18 protein-coding genes are annotated in these 17,806 nt (G+C 59.4%); 12 read left to right on the top strand and 6 right to left on the bottom strand.

All coding sequences use genetic code 11. From position 1 onward, the window contains the following. Positions 1 to 149, bottom strand: a 149-nt coding sequence (locus D8U60_RS24270) for a redoxin domain-containing protein (protein ID WP_130901118.1), incomplete at its 3' end; no start/stop codon positions are given. 312 nt (positions 150 to 461) lie between these two features. Between D8U60_RS24270 and D8U60_RS24265 the strand changes: the two genes are divergently transcribed. Beyond that, positions 462 to 680 (top strand): bacterioferritin-associated ferredoxin, encoded by a 219-nt coding sequence (locus tag D8U60_RS24265; protein WP_130901117.1) that lies wholly within the window; start codon positions 462 to 464, stop codon positions 678 to 680. Positions 681 to 880: 200 nt separating this feature from the next. After that, positions 881 to 1,354 carry a bacterioferritin gene (gene bfr / locus D8U60_RS24260; RefSeq protein ID WP_016773403.1) on the top strand — a complete coding sequence of 158 codons (474 nt, stop codon included), beginning with the start codon at positions 881 to 883 and terminating at the stop codon, positions 1,352 to 1,354. 201 nt (positions 1,355 to 1,555) lie between these two features. On the opposite strand, the gene grxD is transcribed toward bfr, so the two are convergent. The 3 genes from grxD to D8U60_RS24245 all read right to left on the bottom strand — a co-directional run bounded on the left by grxD (position 1,556) and on the right by D8U60_RS24245 (position 4,526). After that, positions 1,556 to 1,897: a Grx4 family monothiol glutaredoxin gene (gene grxD, locus D8U60_RS24255; protein ID WP_016773402.1), complete on the bottom strand. Its 342-nt coding sequence runs from the start codon at positions 1,895 to 1,897 to the stop codon at positions 1,556 to 1,558. A 97-nt stretch (positions 1,898 to 1,994) separates the two neighbouring features. Beyond that, positions 1,995 to 4,100 carry a molybdopterin oxidoreductase family protein gene (locus tag D8U60_RS24250; RefSeq protein ID WP_130901116.1) on the bottom strand — a complete coding sequence of 702 codons (2,106 nt, stop codon included), beginning with the start codon at positions 4,098 to 4,100 and terminating at the stop codon, positions 1,995 to 1,997. Positions 4,101 to 4,235: 135 nt separating this feature from the next. Then, a complete protein-coding gene (locus tag D8U60_RS24245; protein WP_016773401.1) occupies positions 4,236 to 4,526 on the bottom strand; it encodes a hypothetical protein in 291 nt (96 codons plus the stop codon). A gap of 405 nt (positions 4,527 to 4,931) precedes the next feature. On the opposite strand from D8U60_RS24245, the gene argF reads away from it, so the two are divergent. Both argF and D8U60_RS24235 read left to right on the top strand, forming a co-directional pair. After that, positions 4,932 to 5,852: an ornithine carbamoyltransferase gene (argF, locus tag D8U60_RS24240; RefSeq protein WP_024014160.1), complete on the top strand. Its 921-nt coding sequence runs from the start codon at positions 4,932 to 4,934 to the stop codon at positions 5,850 to 5,852. Further along, a complete protein-coding gene (locus D8U60_RS24235) occupies positions 5,849 to 6,958 on the top strand; it encodes an ABC transporter ATP-binding protein (protein ID WP_039758375.1) in 1,110 nt (369 codons plus the stop codon). Before argF ends, D8U60_RS24235 begins: the two co-directional genes overlap by 4 nt. A gap of 108 nt (positions 6,959 to 7,066) precedes the next feature. Here the strand turns inward: D8U60_RS24235 and D8U60_RS24225 are convergent, their stop codons facing one another. Then, positions 7,067 to 7,849: a PhzF family phenazine biosynthesis protein gene (locus D8U60_RS24225; protein WP_130901115.1), complete on the bottom strand. Its 783-nt coding sequence runs from the start codon at positions 7,847 to 7,849 to the stop codon at positions 7,067 to 7,069. Between the two features lie 99 nt (positions 7,850 to 7,948). Then, complete coding sequence (ybaK, locus tag D8U60_RS24220; RefSeq protein WP_024014161.1) at positions 7,949 to 8,419, bottom strand: Cys-tRNA(Pro) deacylase; 471 nt, start codon at positions 8,417 to 8,419, stop codon at positions 7,949 to 7,951. 351 nt (positions 8,420 to 8,770) lie between these two features. Between ybaK and D8U60_RS24215 the strand changes: the two genes are divergently transcribed. The 8 genes from D8U60_RS24215 to D8U60_RS24180 all read left to right on the top strand — a co-directional run bounded on the left by D8U60_RS24215 (position 8,771) and on the right by D8U60_RS24180 (position 17,623). Beyond that, positions 8,771 to 9,622 (top strand): MIP/aquaporin family protein, encoded by an 852-nt coding sequence (locus D8U60_RS24215; protein ID WP_016773396.1) that lies wholly within the window; start codon positions 8,771 to 8,773, stop codon positions 9,620 to 9,622. Between the two features lie 77 nt (positions 9,623 to 9,699). Then, the gene (gene glpK / locus D8U60_RS24210; protein ID WP_024014162.1) at positions 9,700 to 11,202 is read left to right on the top strand and encodes a glycerol kinase GlpK; all 1,503 of its coding nucleotides are present in this window, start codon (positions 9,700 to 9,702) and stop codon (positions 11,200 to 11,202) included. A 95-nt stretch (positions 11,203 to 11,297) separates the two neighbouring features. Further along, on the top strand, positions 11,298 to 12,053 hold the full coding sequence (locus D8U60_RS24205) for a DeoR/GlpR family transcriptional regulator (RefSeq protein WP_007953179.1): 756 nt from the start codon (positions 11,298 to 11,300) through the stop codon (positions 12,051 to 12,053). A gap of 249 nt (positions 12,054 to 12,302) precedes the next feature. Then, a complete protein-coding gene (gene glpD, locus D8U60_RS24200; RefSeq protein WP_073473179.1) occupies positions 12,303 to 13,838 on the top strand; it encodes a glycerol-3-phosphate dehydrogenase in 1,536 nt (511 codons plus the stop codon). A gap of 520 nt (positions 13,839 to 14,358) precedes the next feature. Beyond that, positions 14,359 to 15,273 (top strand): glutamate/aspartate ABC transporter substrate-binding protein, encoded by a 915-nt coding sequence (locus tag D8U60_RS24195; RefSeq protein WP_024014164.1) that lies wholly within the window; start codon positions 14,359 to 14,361, stop codon positions 15,271 to 15,273. Between the two features lie 201 nt (positions 15,274 to 15,474). Further along, positions 15,475 to 16,221 carry an amino acid ABC transporter permease gene (locus D8U60_RS24190; RefSeq protein WP_016773392.1) on the top strand — a complete coding sequence of 249 codons (747 nt, stop codon included), beginning with the start codon at positions 15,475 to 15,477 and terminating at the stop codon, positions 16,219 to 16,221. Then, positions 16,221 to 16,892, top strand: a complete 672-nt coding sequence (locus D8U60_RS24185) for an ABC transporter permease subunit (protein ID WP_016773391.1) — start codon at positions 16,221 to 16,223, stop codon at positions 16,890 to 16,892. Before D8U60_RS24190 ends, D8U60_RS24185 begins: the two co-directional genes overlap by 1 nt. Then, complete coding sequence (locus D8U60_RS24180; protein WP_016773390.1) at positions 16,889 to 17,623, top strand: amino acid ABC transporter ATP-binding protein; 735 nt, start codon at positions 16,889 to 16,891, stop codon at positions 17,621 to 17,623. Before D8U60_RS24185 ends, D8U60_RS24180 begins: the two co-directional genes overlap by 4 nt. Positions 17,624 to 17,806 lie beyond the last annotated feature (183 nt).

Here is a 17,806-nt window from a genome sequence, read left to right as displayed (position 1 = left end):
ACGAAGGTGAAGTCCAGCGGGTAGAAGAACACCAGGCCGTATTTGCCTTTGATGGCCGAGGACAGGGTGAAGCTGTCAACGATCTCGCCATTGCCGAGTACGGCCGGGACGGTGAAGTCTGGGGCTTGTTTGCCTACGAGTACGCTCATTGATATCTCCTGGTGTAGAAACTTGAAGTTCAGGGTCCGGGCCAGCCTGTCACCCTCAGGCGACAGCCCTGTGACACGAACCCTCTTCGCAAGGGACGACCATCATACACTGCGTGTTTGGCCTGTCCGTAACGGATTTTCCCTGTTCGGTTATCCACTGCGTATTCATGGGGTCAGACGCGCATTTGGAAAATACCGTTCGTCAGTCGCTGGGAAATTGGCTGCGAAGCGTTCCGAAAGCACTTTGACAATCATTCTCGTTAACATTAAGATCCATCGCAATTGAGTCACAACCAGCGACGGTTCTTACTTATGTATGTTTGCCTCTGCACTGGCGTCACCGACGGACAGATCCGCGAAGCGATCTATGAAGGTTGCTGCAGCTACAAAGAAGTTCGCCAGACCACCGGCGTCGCCAGCCAGTGTGGCAAATGCGCCTGCCTTGCCAAGGAAGTGGTGCGCGAAACCCTGACCAAGCTGCAAACCGCCCAGGCCGCGATCCCTTACCCGGTAGAATTTACTGCTGCGTAAATGCCCCATTTCAAAGAACCGGACTAGATGTCCGGTTTTTTTATGCCTGAAAATCAATTGCTTAGCGTCCAGACGCGGAACACAAACATTCTTATTCCGATTAATTTTCATTTATTATTCAATAACTTAGGTTTGACACTTATAACTGCCAAGCTCAAACTCCGCTTTATATACGGTTAATACAGGGCAGGACTCCGATCATGAAAGGCGACATTACAGTCATCCAGCATCTCAACAAGATCCTCGCCAATGAGCTGGTCGCGATCAATCAGTACTTCCTGCATGCGCGCATGTATGAAGATTGGGGTCTGAACAAGCTCGGCAAGCACGAATACCACGAATCCATCGACGAGATGAAACACGCGGACAAGCTGATCAAGCGCATCCTGTTCCTTGAAGGCCTGCCGAACGTCCAGGACCTGGGCAAGCTGCACATCGGCGAACACACCCGCGAGATGCTCGAATGCGACCTGCGCATCGAAAAGACCGGCCACGCCGATCTGAAAGCCGCCATCGCCCATTGCGAAACCGTTGGCGACTTCGGCAGCCGTGAACTGCTCGAAGACATTCTCGAGTCGGAAGAAGAACACATCGACTGGCTGGAAACCCAGCTCGGCCTGATCGACAAGATCGGCCTGGAAAACTATCTGCAGTCGCAGATGGGCGAAGAGTAGGAGCTGTCGAGTGAAACGAGGCTGCGATCTTTATCGATTTCAGCCTTGATACTCAGTCAACTCGTATAACCAACAAAAAGCCCCGCCCTCTTTCGAGGTGCGGGGCTTTTTGCTGGCCGAAGATCAAAAGATCGCAGCCTCGTTTCACTCGACAGCTCCTACAGGAGACGCGTCGTCGAGCGAAACTCTATGAACGTAGAATCAGGCTTCGGACTTGTTCGCCGCTGCCGCTTCCACAGCCGCCTTGATGGTGCTTTGCAGCGAACCGTCTGCAGCCATCTCGGTCATGATGTCGCTGCCGCCGACCAACTCACCGCCGACCCACAGTTGCGGGAAAGTCGGCCAGTTGGCGTACTTCGGCAGGTTGGCGCGGATTTCCGGGTTCTGCAGGATGTCCACGTACGCGAACTTTTCACCACAGGCCATCACAGCCTGCGCAGCCTTTGCGGAAAAGCCGCACTGCGGGGCATTCGGCGAGCCTTTCATGTAAAGCAGAATGGTGTTGTTGGCAATCTGCTCTTTAATCGTTTCGATGATATCCATGGAGCACCTCGGCTGAACTTTCCGACTCAGAGGTCGGCACGGTGGCGCATTGTAACGGAATCCCGAGCGCCATGCTCGGTCTCCCCGACAGACCCGCTCAAGCCGCCGCCACGGTCACCGGCACACCGTTCAACGCCGCGTTGCCCGACAGTTCGTCAAGCTGACACTCGTCGGTCAGGTCGTTGGCGCTCGATCCCGGCTGGCCGCTGGCGATCGCCATCTGCACGCCCGGGCGCGCATGGCCCCAGCCGTGCGGCAGGCTGACCACGCCTTTCATCATGTCGAGACTGGCGAGCACTTCCACCTCGATCTGGCCGACCCGCGAACTCACCCGAACCCGTTGCCCATCAGCCAGACCACGGCTGGCCAGGTCATCCGGGTGCATCAGCAACTGATGCCGTGGCTTGCCTTTCACCAGCCGATGAAAATTGTGCATCCACGAATTGTTGCTGCGTACATGGCGGCGACCGATCATCAACAATTCATCGGCTGCCGGCGCCTGCAACGCGGCAAAGCGTGCGAGGTCGGCGAGAATTTCCGGCGGTGCAGCCTGGATACGCTGATTCGGCGTTTTCAGACGTGACGCCAGATTCGGCTTCAGCGCCCCCAGATCAATACCGTGCGGATGATCGAACAGCGTCGCCAGCGACAGCTTGTGCTCGGACGCATCGCCGTAGCGGCCCATGCGCAGGCCCATGTCGATCATCTTCGCCGGCGGCATCGTCGGTTTCAGTTCTTTACCGGTTTTCTCGGCGAAGGCCTTGGCCAGCCCGACGAAGATCTCCCAATCATGCAAAGCCCCCTCGGGCTTGCCGAGGATGGCGCGATTGAAGCGGGTCACGTTACGCACCGCGAACAGGTTGAAAGTGGTGTCGTAGTGGTCGTTTTCCAGCGCCGAGGTCGACGGCAGGATCAGATCGGCATAGCGCGTGGTTTCGTTGATGTACAGGTCGATGCTGAGCATGAAGTCGAGGCCGTCCAGCGCCTGCTCCAACTGCCGGCCGTTGGGTGTCGACAACACCGGGTTGCCGGCCACGGTGATCAGCGCGCGGATCTGCCCCTCGCCCTCCGTGAGCATCTCTTCGGCCAGTGCCGAGACCGGCAACTCGCCGCCGTATTCCGGACGACCGGAAACCCGGCTCTGCCATTTGTTGAAATGCCCGCCCGAGGTCGACGCCACCAGATCCACCGCCGGCTCGGTGCAAAGAGCACCGCCAACGCGGTCGAGGTTGTCGGTGACCAGATTGATCAACTGCACCACCCAGTGACAGAGGGTGCCGAAGGCCTGGGTCGAGACGCCCATACGCCCATAGCAGACGGCACTCGGTGCGGCAGCGAAGTCGCGCGCCAGTTGGCGGATCTGTTCGGCAGGCACCGCGCAGAGCGGGCTCATCGCTTCGGCGCTGAATTCAGCCGCGGCGTTTCGCACTTCGTCGAGGCCATCGACCGGCAAATGGCTGTCGCGGGTCAGGCCTTCGCTGAACAGCGTATTGAGCATGCCGAACAGCAACGCCGCATCGCCGCCCGGGCGGACGAACACGTGCTGATCGGCCATCGCTGCGGTTTCGCTGCGGCGCGGATCGACTACCACCACTTTGCCGCCGCGCGACTGAATCGCCTTCAGGCGCTTCTCGACGTCCGGCACGGTCATGATGCTGCCGTTGGACGCCAGCGGATTGCCGCCGAGGATCAGCATGAAATCGGTGTGATCGATGTCCGGAATCGGCAATAGCAAACCGTGGCCATACATCAGATAGCTGCTGAGGTGGTGCGGCAGTTGATCGACCGACGTTGCCGAGTAGCGATTGCGGGTTTTCAGCAACCCCAGGAAGTAATTGCTGTGGGTCATCAGGCCGTAGTTGTGCACGCTCGGATTGCCCTGATACACCGCAACGGCGTTCTGCCCGTGACGTTCCTGGATCGCCGCCAGTTTCTCGGCCACCAGCGCAAACGCCTCATCCCATTCGATCGGCAGCCATTCGCTGCCGACGCGGCGCATCGGCTGACGCAGGCGATCGGGATCGTTCTGAATATCTTGCAGGGCCACGGCTTTCGGGCAGATATGGCCGCGGCTGAAGGTGTCGAGGGCATCACCCTTGATCGAGGTGATCGCGACGTTGCCATCGGTTTCCGTGGTTTCGATGGTCAGCCCGCAAATGGCTTCGCACAGGTGGCATGCACGGTGGTGAAGAGTCTTGGTCATGGCCAGTCTCTGTCTTGTTCGGGAGCAGGCAATCACGCCCGCGGGAACAAAACTATGGCCCGTGCGCAGAGACGGCGCCAGCGACGTTCGTCTTGTGAATCGACGGTTATCAGGACAGCCGATGAATCGCCGCGATCAGTTCGGCGGCAACTGCGGCGGTGCCGCCAGCTGGATTTCCTGGATGGTTTCGATCTGCTCGTGGGCGACATGTACGCCGGTGAGCTCGCCGATCAACCGCCAGTGCTCATCAAGCCCGGCGCTGATGGTGGCCATGCGATCGATCATGTGTCGACCGGCGGATTTGACCACTTCGTCGTCACTGCGCAGCAACTCGAAAGACATCGAGGTGACGGACGCGGTGAGATGGGTCAGGGAGCGAGCCGTGTGGCCCAGCAGTTCCATTAACAGTTGTTCTTTCGATTCCATGCGGAGGCTTCCTGCGTCGCTCGAAACTTATTTATAACCCAGCACTTTGCTTTAGCAAATGTTTCAGTCTGAACATCCGACCAAGCGAATCGGTGGCGCCGCGTTCGTAAACCGACCAGGACCGCTGCGTTGCCGTCGCGGCGCATTGCCAAGCGCGACGGCGCCAGTGTACAAAGAGGCTCACCGCTGTACTGAATCCGGCTTCAACATGCGTGATCGAAATGCTCGGTCCGCGCTCCGAATCCCGCTGAAAAAGTACCCTATTGGCATAACGCGACATTTAGTGTCAATATCGCGCCTTCCCCTATTTCGTCGCCCCGTGCGGCTTACGCCGCAGGTCTCGCCCGTTGTTCCGTTAAACAAGGCTTTGAGCATCTGCGGTCTGTAGCAAAAAGGTAGTCAATGATGAGCGCAAGGCACTTTCTCTCCCTGATGGATTGCACGCCCGAAGAGCTGGTCAGCGTGATCCGTCGAGGCGTTGAGCTCAAGGACCTGCGTAACCGCGGCGTACTGTTCGAGCCTCTGAAAAACCGCGTGCTGGGGATGATCTTCGAAAAATCCTCGACCCGCACCCGGATCTCCTTCGAGGCCGGCATGATCCAGCTCGGCGGCCAGGCGATTTTCCTGTCCCCGCGCGATACCCAACTGGGCCGTGGCGAGCCGATCAGCGATTGCGCCATCGTCATGTCGAGCATGCTCGATGCGGTGATGATCCGTACCTTCGCCCATAGCACCCTCACCGAATTCGCCGCCAACTCGCGCGTGCCGGTGATCAACGGCCTGTCCGATGATCTGCACCCGTGCCAGTTGCTCGCCGACATGCAGACCTTCCTCGAACACCGTGGCTCGATCCAGGGCAAGACCGTGGCCTGGATCGGTGACGGCAACAACATGTGCAACAGCTATATAGAAGCGGCGATCCAGTTCGACTTCCAGCTGCGCGTTGCCTGCCCGGAGGGCTACGAGCCGAACCCGGAATTCGTCGCCCAGGCTGGTGATCGCGTGACCATCGTCCGCGATCCGCAAGACGCCGTGCGTGGCGCGCATCTGGTCAGCACCGACGTCTGGACTTCGATGGGTCAGGAAGAGGAAACTGCCAAGCGCCTCAAGCTGTTCGCGCCGTTCCAGGTCAACCGTGCCTTGCTCGACCTCGCTGCCGAGGACGTGCTGTTCATGCACTGCCTGCCGGCGCACCGTGGCGAAGAAATCAGTCTCGACCTGCTCGATGACCCGCGCTCCGTCGCCTGGGATCAGGCAGAAAACCGTCTCCACGCACAGAAGGCCCTGCTCGAGTTCCTCGTCGAACCGGCATATCACCACGCATGAGCCATGAATTACTGCTGAACCTGCGCAACCTCGCTTGCGGCTATCAAGATCAACGCGTAGTGCAGAACCTCAATCTGCACCTCAACGCCGGCGACATCGGCTGCCTGCTCGGCTCGTCCGGTTGCGGCAAGACCACCACCCTGCGCGCCATCGCCGGTTTCGAACCGGTGCACGAAGGCGAAATCACCCTCGGTGGCGAAACCCTCTCCAGCGCCGGTTTCACCCTGGCGCCGGAGAAACGCCGGATCGGCATGGTGTTTCAGGACTACGCGCTGTTCCCGCACCTGAGCGTGGCCGACAACATCGCCTTCGGCATTCGCAAGCACCCGAACAAGGCGCGCGTGGTCGAAGAGCTGCTGGAACTGGTCAACCTGAAAAACCTCGGCAAGCGCTTCCCCCACGAGCTGTCCGGCGGCCAGCAACAGCGGGTCGCCCTCGCCCGCGCCCTGGCGCCGGAACCGCAGCTGTTGCTGCTCGACGAGCCGTTCTCCAACCTAGATGGCGAACTGCGCCGCAAGCTCAGCCATGAGGTGCGCGACATCCTCAAGGCCCGTGGTACCAGCGCGATTCTGGTCACCCACGATCAGGAAGAAGCCTTTGCCGTCAGCGATCACGTTGGCGTATTCAAGGAAGGTCGGCTGGAACAGTGGGACACGCCCTACAACCTCTACCACGAACCGGCGACGCCTTATGTCGCCAGTTTCATCGGTCAGGGTTATTTCATTCGCGGCCAACTCGTCAGTCCGGAGTCGGTGCAGACCGAACTCGGTGAACTGCGCGGCAATCGCGCCTACACCTGGCCGATTGGCGGCGCGGTGGATGTGCTGTTGCGTCCGGATGACATTGTTTATGCACCGGACAGCGCATTGCAGGCGCAGATCGTCGGCAAGACATTCCTCGGCGCGGCGACCTTGTATCGCCTGCAACTGCCGACCGGTGCACAACTGGAATCGATCTTTCCGAGCCATGCCGATCACCTGGTTGGCGCGCAGGTCGGGATTCGCGTAGCGGCGGATCACCTGGTGCTGTTCCAGGCTTCGGGGAGCACTGCGGCACAGATTCCGGCGGTGGAAAACGGCGTCCGTCGATTCAGCACCAGCCTCTGATCGAACACCATTCCCGTGTAGGAGCTGCCGGAGGCTGCGATCTTTTGACTTTAAAGATCAAGATCAAAAGATCGCAGCCTTCGGCAGCTCCTACGGGAAGGATTGCGATCAGCTCAGATGAAGGGTACCGCTGGCCACCAGCGTCGCATTGCCGCCAATCTTCACCCGCTCACCTTCCAGCCGACAGAACAACTCCCCGCCCCGCGCCGAGCGCTGGCACGCGGTCAGGTTCGATTTGCCCAGACGTTTGGCCCAGTACGGAATCAGGCTGCAATGGGTCGAGCCGGTCACCGGGTCTTCATTGATACCGATGGCCGGGGCGAAATAGCGCGAGACGAAGTCATGCTGGTTGCCATGCGCGGTGACGATTGCGCCCAGCCATGGCAGTTTCGCCAGCGCCGCCATGTCCGGTTGGCAGTCGAGCACGGCCTGTTCCGAGTCCAGCACCACGAACAGCTCGTTGGAGCCGAGCACATCAACCGCCTCGACACCGAGCGCCCGCTCGACATCCAGCGTCACGCCGATTTCCGACGGCACGATCGTCGGGAAATCCAGCCACAAGCGGTCGCCTTCGCGGCTGACACTCAACGGCCCGGACTTGCAGGTGAAGTCGATGCGCTCGGCACTTTCCTTATAGATTTCGAACAGTACAAACGCGCTGGCCAACGTCGCATGCCCGCACAGCGGCACTTCGGTGGTCGGGGTGAACCAGCGGATATGCCAGGCCTGGCCTTCGCGCACCAGAAACGCAGTCTCCGCCAGGTTGTGTTCGGCGGCGATCTTCTGCATCAAGTCATCGGCCAGCCAGCTGTCGAGCCGATAGACCATCGCCGGGTTGCCACTGAACGGCCGATCACTGAACGCGTCGACCTGATGAAACGCAAGCTGCATGATTTTCTCCCTGAATTGGTCGACCGAGCATGCAACGGCGGGCCGGATCAGTGCCAGTGACAGAAGCGCAATTTTTTCTTCATACAGCCGGCGCGACTATTACGCCCGGCCGATATCGGCGAACTGCGCCTGGGTGTGCTCGGCCAGCACCGCAGGCGCCAGTTCCACTTCCAGTCCTCGCCGCCCGGCGCTCACATAGATAGTCGCAAACTCCTGAGCGGAATTGTCGATGAAGGTGCGCAGGCGTTTCTTCTGCCCGAGCGGGCTGATGCCGCCCAACAGGTAGCCAGTGGAGCGTTGCGCGGCGGCGGGATCAGCCATTTCGGCTTTCTTCACTCCAGCAGCATGGGCCAGGCCCTTGAGGTCGAGCGTTCCGACGACCGGCACTACGGCCACCAGAAGTTCGCCTTTTTCACTGGCGGCCAGTAGGGTTTTGAACACTTGCGCCGGTGCGAGCCCGAGCTTCTCTGCTGCCTCCAGCCCGTAGGACGCGGCCTTCGGATCATGTTCGTAACTGTGCACGCGATGTTCGGCACGAACTTTTTTCAACAAGTCCAACGCTGGGGTCATGGCAGCTCCGGGTTCGGCAGTCTTTGAAAAAACCTGCGGCGGATTCTAGGTCATCGTTGGGCAAAAGGCTCTATTCCAGGCCGCGAATCCCGTGGCTTCGCGCTGCATTCAAGCTCATCGCGGCGCAGATCATTCACGCGGCGAATAGTTTTATTGTGACCGACGGTTCACTTTCGACCTTTGACAGGTTTGTTTCTTGTCTATATTTTTTCGAATCTGAATAATGTAAGAATCATGCTCCGCGCAGTACCCAGCAGTAACCCGGGAACCGAATGGGGATTCCGACCCGGTGAAGATCGCGCCCTGCTCCGTTGGCAAGGCGCTACACAAGAAAAAGAACCGAGGTTTTCAATGACAGCTGCTTTACCGCAACCATCGCTTTCCGGCCAATGCATGGCCGAATTCCTGGGCACCGCCCTTCTGATCTTCTTCGGCACCGGTTGTGTCGCCGCGCTCAAAGTCGCGGGCGCCAGCTTCGGCCTGTGGGAAATCAGCATCATCTGGGGCGTCGGCGTGAGCATGGCGATCTACCTCACCGCCGGGGTTTCCGGCGCGCACCTGAACCCGGCCGTGAGCATCGCTCTGGCAATCTTCGCTGACTTCGAAAAGCGCAAACTGCCGTTCTACATCCTTTCGCAAATTGCCGGCGCCTTCTGCGGCGCATTGCTGGTCTACACGCTCTACAGCAATCTGTTCTTCGATTACGAACAAACCCACCAGATGGTTCGTGGCTCGGCCGCCAGCCTGGAATTGGCGTCGGTGTTCTCGACCTACCCGAACCCGGTACTGTCGACGGCCCAGGCCTTTCTGGTCGAGATGATCATCACCGCGATCCTGATGGGCGTGATCATGGCCCTGACCGATGACAACAACGGCCTGCCACGCGGCCCGATGGCGCCGCTGCTGATCGGTTTGCTGATCGCCGTGATCGGCAGTGCGATGGGTCCGCTGACCGGTTTCGCCATGAACCCTGCGCGTGACTTCGGTCCGAAACTGATGACTTTCTTTACCGGTTGGGGTGAAATTTCCTTCACTGGCGGCCGAGATATTCCGTATTTCCTGATTCCGATTTTTGCACCGATTGTCGGTGCCTGCCTCGGCGCTGCCGGGTATCGCGGGCTGATTGCCCGTCACCTGACCGGCGCCACACCTGCTACAAAGGATGCAGAACCGGCCATTGACGGCAAACCAAGAACTTCTTGAAACAGTCGGCGCCGGCTCCTGCCCATCCGAGCCTGCGCCACGGCCCACTCTCGTTTTTTTCGTCCAAGGCAATCGACATGACCGACATTCAGAACAAGAACTACATCATTGCCCTTGATCAGGGTACGACCAGCTCGCGCGCGATCATCTTCGACCGCGACGCGAACGTGGTCTGCACCGCGCAGCGCGAATTCGTTCAGCACTATCCGCAGGCCGGTTGGGTCGAGCATGACCCGATGGAAATTTTCGCCACCCAGAGCGCGGTGATGGTTGAGGCGCTGGCCCAGGCCGGCCTGCATCACGACCAGGTCGCCGCCATCGGTATCACCAATCAGCGTGAAACCACCGTGGTCTGGGACAAGACCACTGGCCGTCCCGTGTATAACGCGATCGTCTGGCAGTGCCGCCGCAGCACCGAGATCTGCCAGCAGCTCAAGCGCGATGGTCACGAAGACTACATCCGCGACACCACCGGCCTGGTCACCGACCCGTACTTCTCCGGCACCAAACTGAAGTGGATCCTCGACAACGTCGAAGGCAGCCGTGAGCGCGCGCGCAACGGCGAGTTGCTGTTCGGCACCGTCGATAGCTGGCTGATCTGGAAATTCACCGGCGGCAAGGTGCACGTCACCGACTACACCAACGCCTCGCGCACCATGCTCTTCAACATTCACTCGCTGGAGTGGGATTCGAAGATGCTGGAGATCCTCGACATCCCCCGCGAGATGCTCCCGGAAGTCAAAGCCTCCTCGGAAATCTACGGTCGTACCAAGAGCGGCATCGCCATCGGCGGTATCGCCGGCGACCAGCAGGCAGCACTGTTCGGCCAGATGTGTGTGGAGCCGGGCCAAGCGAAAAACACCTACGGCACCGGTTGCTTCCTGCTGATGAACACCGGCGACAAAGCAGTGAAATCCCAGCACGGCATGCTCACCACCATCGCCTGCGGCCCACGCGGCGAAGTGGCTTATGCTCTGGAAGGCGCCGTGTTCAACGGCGGTTCGACCGTGCAATGGCTGCGCGATGAACTGAAAATCGTCAACGACGCCCACGACACCGAATACTTTGCCAACAAGGTCAAGGACAGCAACGGCGTGTATCTGGTGCCGGCGTTTACCGGTCTCGGCGCACCGTACTGGGACCCGTATGCCCGTGGCGCGCTGTTCGGCCTGACGCGTGGCGTACGTGTGGATCACATCATCCGCGCCGCGCTGGAATCGATCGCCTACCAGACCCGCGACGTACTCGACGCCATGCAACAGGACTCCGGCGAACGCCTCAAGGCCCTGCGTGTGGACGGCGGCGCGGTGGCGAACAACTTCCTCATGCAGTTCCAGGCCGACATCCTCGGCACTCAGGTGGAGCGCCCGCAAATGCGCGAAACTACCGCACTCGGCGCTGCCTATCTGGCCGGTCTGGCCTGCGGTTTCTGGGGCAGCCTGGAAGAACTGCGCGGCAAAGCAGTGATCGAGCGCGAGTTCGAACCGAGCCTTGACGAAACCGAGAAAGAGAAACTCTACAAAGGCTGGAAGAAAGCCGTCAGCCGCACCCGTGACTGGGCGCGCGAGGACGCTGAATAAGCCAGCCTTGAGTTGCACATAGGTATCTAACTGGTCGGGAGCGGATTCCTGCGGCATCATGGGCAAATTTTGCACGGCAGCCCAAAGGAAGCCCCATGAATCTGCCTCCCCGTCAGCAGCAAATCCTCGAGCTGGTCCGCGAACGCGGCTATGTGAGCATCGAGGAAATGGCCACGCTGTTCGTTGTCACCCCGCAAACCATCCGCCGCGACATCAATCAGCTCGCGGAAGCCAATCTGCTGCGTCGCTACCACGGTGGCGCCGCGTACGATTCCAGTGTCGAAAACACCGCGTATGCGATGCGCGCCGATCAGATGCGCGACGAAAAGCAACGCATCGGCGAAGCCATCGCCGCACAAATCCCCGATCACGCCTCGCTGTTCATCAATATCGGTACCACCACCGAATCGATCGCCCGCGCCCTGCTCAATCACAGTCACCTGAAAATCATCACCAACAACCTGCACGTCGCCTCGATGCTCAGCGCCAAGGATGATTTCGATGTGCTGCTGACCGGCGGCAATGTGAGGCGGGACGGCGGTGTGGTCGGTCAGGCGAGTGTGGATTTCATCAATCAGTTCAAGGTCGATTTCGCCTTGGTCGGGATCAGCGGCATCGATGAGGACGGCAGCCTGCTCGACTTCGATTATCAGGAAGTTCGCGTTTCCCAAGCGATTATTGCCAATGCGCGGCAGGTGATTCTGGCGGCGGACTCGAGCAAGTTCGGGCGTAACGCGATGATTCGACTGGGGCCGATCAGCCTGATCGATTGCCTGGTCACCGATCAGCAGCCGGTACCGGCGCTGGCGCAGTTGTTGAGTCAGCACAAGATTCGGCTGGAAGTCGTTTAACGCTTCCAGGCATCAAAAGATCGCAGCCTTCGGCAGCTCCTACATCTGGAATGCATTCCTCCTGTAGGAGCTGCCGAAGGCTGCGATCTTTTGCTTTTAATGTTCGGATATTTTCCTTTCTCGGCCCTTCGATGAGTTTTTTCAATCGAACGCGACTGGCTGTGCGCGTGTTTATGGGCTACCATTTTCGCAAATGAACATTAATGTTCGATTTCCAAGACATAAAACCAAAAGAACCGAGGCCAGCCGATGTCCACCTCTACCTTGCGTACGCCCCCTCTCTCCGAGATCTATGACGTTGCCGTGATTGGCGGCGGGATCAACGGCGTAGGGATCGCAGCGGATGCCGCCGGTCGCGGTCTTTCGGTGTTCCTTTGCGAAAAAGACGACTTGGCCAGCCACACCTCCTCGGCCAGCAGCAAGCTGATCCACGGTGGCCTGCGCTACCTGGAACATTACGAATTCCGTCTGGTGCGCGAAGCGCTGGCCGAGCGCGAAGTGCTGCTGGCGAAAGCGCCGCACATCGTCAAACCGATGCGTTTCGTCCTGCCGCACCGCCCGCACCTGCGTCCAGCGTGGATGATTCGTGCCGGCCTGTTCCTTTACGACAACCTCGGCAAGCGCGAAAAATTGCCGGGTTCGAAAAGCCTGAAGTTCGGCGCCGACAGCGCGCTGAAAAGCGAAATCAAGAAAGGCTTCGAATACTCCGACTGCTGGGTCGATGACGCCCGCCTCGTGGTCCTGAACGCCATGGCCGCCCGGGAAAAAGGTGCGCATGTGCACACCCAGACCCGCTGCGTCAGTGCCCGCCGCACAAAAGGTTTGTGGCATCTGCATCTGGAGCGCGCCGACGGCAGCCTGTTTTCGATCACCGCCAAAGCCCTGGTCAACGCCGCCGGTCCGTGGGTGGCGAAGTTCATCCGTGACGACCTGAAGATGGAATCGCCGTACGGCATTCGCCTGATCCAGGGCAGCCACATCATCGTGCCGAAACTGTACGAAGGCGAACATGCGCACATTCTGCAAAACGAAGATCAGCGCATCGTTTTCACCATTCCGTACCTGAACCACTTCACCCTGATCGGCACCACCGACCGCGAGTACACCGGCGACCCGGCGAAAGTGGCGATCACCGAAGGCGAAACCGATTACGTGCTGAAAGTGGTCAACGCCCACTTCAAGAAGCAGCTCAGCCGCGAAGACATCCTGCACAGTTACTCGGGCGTTCGGCCGCTGTGCAACGACGAATCCGACAACCCGTCGGCAGTGACCCGCGATTACACTCTGGCGCTGTCGGGCAGTGCCGAAGAAGCGCCGTTGCTGTCGGTGTTCGGTGGCAAGCTCACCACTTACCGCAAGCTCGCCGAGTCGGCGATGGCGCAGTTGATGCCGTTCTTCACCCAGATGCGCCCGAGCTGGACCGCGACCGCCACCCTGCCCGGCGGCGAAGACATGACCACGCCAGAGGCGCTGAGCGCGCGAATTCGCGACAAATTCGATTTCGTCCCGACCGAAATCGCCCGGCGCTGGGCCGTCACCTACGGCAGCCGCACCTGGCGCATGCTCGAAGGCGTGGAAAGCCTGGCCGACATGGGTGAGCACATCGGCGGCGGGCTCTACACCCGCGAAGTCGATTATTTGTGCAGCGAAGAGTGGGCCACTACGGCGCACGACATCCTGTGGCGCCGCACCAAGCTTGGCTTGTTCACCACGGCGGAGGAGCAGCAGAAGCTCGCGACGTATCTGGGCAAGGTTGAGCAGAATCGGAAGATCGAAGCGGCTTGATCTCACCGTTCAAATGAAAGCCCCTGAATCGAGAGATTCAGGGGCTTTTTGTTATGTGGACTTTGTTGAACCTGATTGGGGCAGTTGGATCTTTTCCCCCTCACCCCAGCCCTCTCCCCCAGGGGGGAGAGGGGGAAGGGAGCCGATCTCCGTGGATTCCAAAATCCAAGGTCGACTCGGTATCTCACGTCGCCGTAACTCGACCATCCACCGCAGTCAGTCCCCTCTCCCTCTGGGAGAGGGTTAGGGTGAGGGGCTTTTGATCGTTCGGTTTTCCGAACGCGACTCCACAGTCGATTCGGTTAACCGGATCATACCTTCATAAAATTACCGCCATAAAACTTTAATAACGTTATAAAACAATCGCTTAACGGACTTCGACTGCTCTGGCACGAGTCATGCTCTACACTCTCTCGACGAATGCCTGCTGTGCCGACACTTCAGGAGCCGTCAGGCATTCGAAGCACAAAAAGGGCCGACAAACTGGCTCCATAAAAAAAACAATGTCGAGGAAAATTTGATGCGCATCGTTCCCCATATCCTGGGCGCAGCCATTGCTGCCGCTCTGATCAGCACGCCAGTTTTCGCCGCCGAGCTCACCGGCACCCTGAAGAAAATCAAAGAGTCCGGTGTCATCACCCTGGGCCACCGTGACGCCTCCATTCCGTTCTCCTACATCGCTGATGCATCCGGCAAACCGGTCGGCTACTCGCACGACATCCAGCTGGCCATCGTCGAAGCGATCAAGAAAGACCTCGACCTGCCGAACCTGCAAGTCAAATACAACCTCGTTACCTCGCAGACCCGTATCCCGCTGGTGCAGAACGGCACCGTGGACGTCGAGTGCGGTTCGACCACCAACAACGTCGAGCGTCAGCAGCAGGTCGACTTCTCCGTCGGCATCTTCGAAATCGGTACCCGTCTGCTGTCCAAGAAAGACTCCAAGTACAAGGATTTCGACGATCTGAAAGGCAAGAACGTCGTGACCACCGCCGGTACCACTTCCGAGCGCATCCTCAAGGCGATGAACGCCGACAAGCAGATGGGCATGAACGTCATCTCCGCCAAAGACCACGGCGAGTCCTTCCAGATGCTGGAATCGGGCCGTGCCGTTGCCTTCATGATGGATGACGCACTGCTGGCCGGCGAAGCCGCCAAGGCCAAGAAAGCTGCCGATTGGGAAGTGACCGGCACGCCACAGTCGTACGAAATCTACGGCTGCATGATGCGCAAAGGCGACGAGCCGTTCAAAAAGGCTGTGGATGACGCGATCAAGGCCACCTACGCTTCGGGCGACATCAACAAGATCTACGAGAAGTGGTTCATGCAGCCGATTCCGCCAAAAGGCCTGAACCTGAACTTCCCGATGAGCGACGAGCTCAAGGCGCTGATCGCCAATCCGACCGACAAAGCGGCTGACGACAAGAAGTCCTGATTTTCTGACTAACCTTATCCCCTGAGGAGGCGCCTGCCTTTTCAGGGGATGGTCACTCCCTGCTGGCATTTTTTCTGGAAACACTCGAACCGGTGGCTGTCGAGCCGATCGCGTGTGCCCGGTCTTTGAAAAAAGACTGGGGAGGGAACGGAGTTCCCCAGGCGGGCACTTGTACATCGATCGAATCGAGGGGAGACCCTAATGAATTACAACTGGGACTGGGGCGTGTTCTTCAAGTCCACCGGCGTGGGCAGCGAGACCTATCTCGACTGGTTCATCTCCGGTCTGGGCTGGACCATCGCCATCGCCATCGTGGCGTGGATCATTGCCCTGCTGCTCGGCTCGCTGCTGGGCATCATGCGCACCGTGCCGAACCGCATCGTATCGGGCATCGCGACCTGCTACGTCGAGCTGTTCCGTAACGTGCCGCTGCTGGTGCAGCTGTTCATCTGGTACTTCCTGGTGCCCGATCTGCTGCCGCCGGATCTGCAGGAGTGGTACAAGCAGGACCTCAATCCGACAACCTCGGCCTACCTGAGCGTTGTCGTCTGCCTGGGTCTGTTCACCGCCGCCCGTGTCTGCGAGCAAGTGCGCACCGGTATCCAGGCGTTGCCTCGTGGCCAGGAATCCGCCGCCCGCGCGATGGGTTTCAAACTGCCCCAGATCTACTGGAACGTGCTGCTGCCCCAGGCCTACCGGATCATCATTCCGCCGCTCACCTCGGAATTCCTCAACGTGTTCAAGAACTCCTCCGTGGCGTCCTTGATCGGTTTGATGGAGTTGCTGGCGCAGACCAAACAGACCGCCGAGTTCTCGGCCAACCTGTTCGAAGCGTTCACCCTGGCAACCCTGATCTATTTCACCCTCAACATGAGCCTGATGCTGCTGATGCGCCTGGTCGAGAAGAAAGTCGCGGTGCCCGGCCTGATCTCCGTGGGGGGTAAATAATGGAATTCGATTTCAGTGGCATCGTCCCGGCCATTCCCGGTTTGTGGAACGGCATGGTGATGACCCTCAAGCTGATGGCCATGGGCGTGATCGGCGGGATGATTCTCGGCACGATCCTCGCGCTGTGCCGTCTGTCGCACAACAAGCTGCTGTCGAGCATTGCCGGCGCCTACGTCAATTATTTCCGCTCGATTCCGCTGCTGCTGGTGATCACCTGGTTCTACCTGGCGGTGCCGTTCGTGCTGCGCTGGATCACCGGCGAAGACACGCCGATCGGTGCGTTCACCTCCTGCGTCGTGGCGTTCATGATGTTCGAAGCGGCGTACTTCTGCGAAATCGTCCGGGCCGGTGTGCAGTCGATTTCCAAGGGCCAGATGGGTGCCGCGCAAGCGCTGGGCATGAACTACGGGCAGATGATGCGCCTGATCATCCTGCCGCAGGCGTTCCGCAAGATGACCCCGCTGCTGCTGCAGCAGAGCATCATCCTGTTCCAGGACACCTCGCTGGTCTACACCGTGGGCCTGGTGGATTTCCTCAACGCCTCGCGCGCCAGCGGCGACATCATCGGCCGCTCCAATGAGTTCCTGATTTTCGCCGGTCTCGTGTACTTCATCATCAGCTTCGCCGCCTCGCGGTTGGTCAAGCGTCTGCAAAAAAGGTTCGCCGTATGATCTCTATCAAAAACATCAACAAGTGGTATGGGGACTTCCAGGTGCTGACTGATTGCAGCACCGAGGTCAAGAAAGGCGAAGTGATCGTGGTCTGCGGCCCGTCGGGTTCCGGCAAGTCGACGCTGATCAAGTGCGTCAACGCCCTGGAGCCGTTCCAGAAAGGTGACGTGGTGGTTGACGGCACGTCGATCGCCGACCCGAAAACCAACCTGCCGAAACTGCGTTCGCGCGTCGGCATGGTGTTCCAGCATTTCGAACTGTTCCCGCACCTGACCATCACCGAAAACCTGACCATCGCGCAGATCAAGGTGCTTGGCCGCAGCAAGGAAGAGGCGACCAAAAAAGGCCTGCAACTGCTCGAGCGCGTAGGTTTGTCGGCGCACGCCCACAAGCATCCGGGGCAACTGTCCGGCGGTCAGCAACAGCGTGTGGCGATTGCCCGTGCGCTGGCGATGGACCCGATCGTCATGCTGTTCGACGAACCGACCTCGGCGCTCGACCCGGAAATGGTCAACGAAGTGCTCGACGTCATGGTGCAACTGGCTCACGAAGGCATGACCATGATGTGCGTGACCCACGAAATGGGCTTCGCCCGTAAAGTGGCCGACCGGGTGATCTTCATGGACCAGGGCAAGATCATCGAAGACTGCCCGAAAGAGGAATTCTTCGGCGACATCAGCGCCCGCTCCGAACGCGCGCAGCACTTCCTCGAGAAAATCCTGCAGCACTAAAAGCAACGCACCCGCACCCTGTCTGTGGGGTGCGGGCAGCCTGACAATGAGATCACCTGTGGCGAGGGTATTTATCCCCGTCCGGCTGCGCAGCAGTCGTAAAACCTGTGCATGCGGTCTTTCAGTTAAACCGCAGTGATGGTTTTGGGGCCGCTTCGCGGCCCAACGGGGATAAATCCCCTC

This window comes from Pseudomonas sp. Sample_11, assembly GCF_004307505.1.
GTDB lineage: Bacteria > Pseudomonadota > Gammaproteobacteria > Pseudomonadales > Pseudomonadaceae > Aquipseudomonas > Aquipseudomonas atacamensis.
Note: the sequence above shows the minus strand (reverse complement) of the source record. Positions and strands in the feature narration are given on the sequence as shown.

Excerpts from the sequence above, each read along its gene's own strand:
- D8U60_RS24265 (WP_130901117.1), top strand. The coding sequence starts at position 462 with ATGTATGTTTGCCTCTGCACTGGCGTCACCGACGGACAGATCCGCGAA.
- bfr (WP_016773403.1), top strand. The coding sequence starts at position 881 with ATGAAAGGCGACATTACAGTCATCCAGCATCTCAACAAGATCCTCGCC.
- grxD (WP_016773402.1), bottom strand. The coding sequence starts at position 1,897 with ATGGATATCATCGAAACGATTAAAGAGCAGATTGCCAACAACACCATT.
- D8U60_RS24250 (WP_130901116.1), bottom strand. The coding sequence starts at position 4,100 with ATGACCAAGACTCTTCACCACCGTGCATGCCACCTGTGCGAAGCCATT.
- D8U60_RS24245 (WP_016773401.1), bottom strand. The coding sequence starts at position 4,526 with ATGGAATCGAAAGAACAACTGTTAATGGAACTGCTGGGCCACACGGCT.
- argF (WP_024014160.1), top strand. The coding sequence starts at position 4,932 with ATGAGCGCAAGGCACTTTCTCTCCCTGATGGATTGCACGCCCGAAGAG.
- D8U60_RS24235 (WP_039758375.1), top strand. The coding sequence starts at position 5,849 with ATGAGCCATGAATTACTGCTGAACCTGCGCAACCTCGCTTGCGGCTAT.
- D8U60_RS24225 (WP_130901115.1), bottom strand. The coding sequence starts at position 7,849 with ATGCAGCTTGCGTTTCATCAGGTCGACGCGTTCAGTGATCGGCCGTTC.
- ybaK (WP_024014161.1), bottom strand. The coding sequence starts at position 8,419 with ATGACCCCAGCGTTGGACTTGTTGAAAAAAGTTCGTGCCGAACATCGC.
- D8U60_RS24215 (WP_016773396.1), top strand. The coding sequence starts at position 8,771 with ATGACAGCTGCTTTACCGCAACCATCGCTTTCCGGCCAATGCATGGCC.
- glpK (WP_024014162.1), top strand. The coding sequence starts at position 9,700 with ATGACCGACATTCAGAACAAGAACTACATCATTGCCCTTGATCAGGGT.
- D8U60_RS24205 (WP_007953179.1), top strand. The coding sequence starts at position 11,298 with ATGAATCTGCCTCCCCGTCAGCAGCAAATCCTCGAGCTGGTCCGCGAA.
- glpD (WP_073473179.1), top strand. The coding sequence starts at position 12,303 with ATGTCCACCTCTACCTTGCGTACGCCCCCTCTCTCCGAGATCTATGAC.
- D8U60_RS24195 (WP_024014164.1), top strand. The coding sequence starts at position 14,359 with ATGCGCATCGTTCCCCATATCCTGGGCGCAGCCATTGCTGCCGCTCTG.
- D8U60_RS24190 (WP_016773392.1), top strand. The coding sequence starts at position 15,475 with ATGAATTACAACTGGGACTGGGGCGTGTTCTTCAAGTCCACCGGCGTG.
- D8U60_RS24185 (WP_016773391.1), top strand. The coding sequence starts at position 16,221 with ATGGAATTCGATTTCAGTGGCATCGTCCCGGCCATTCCCGGTTTGTGG.
- D8U60_RS24180 (WP_016773390.1), top strand. The coding sequence starts at position 16,889 with ATGATCTCTATCAAAAACATCAACAAGTGGTATGGGGACTTCCAGGTG.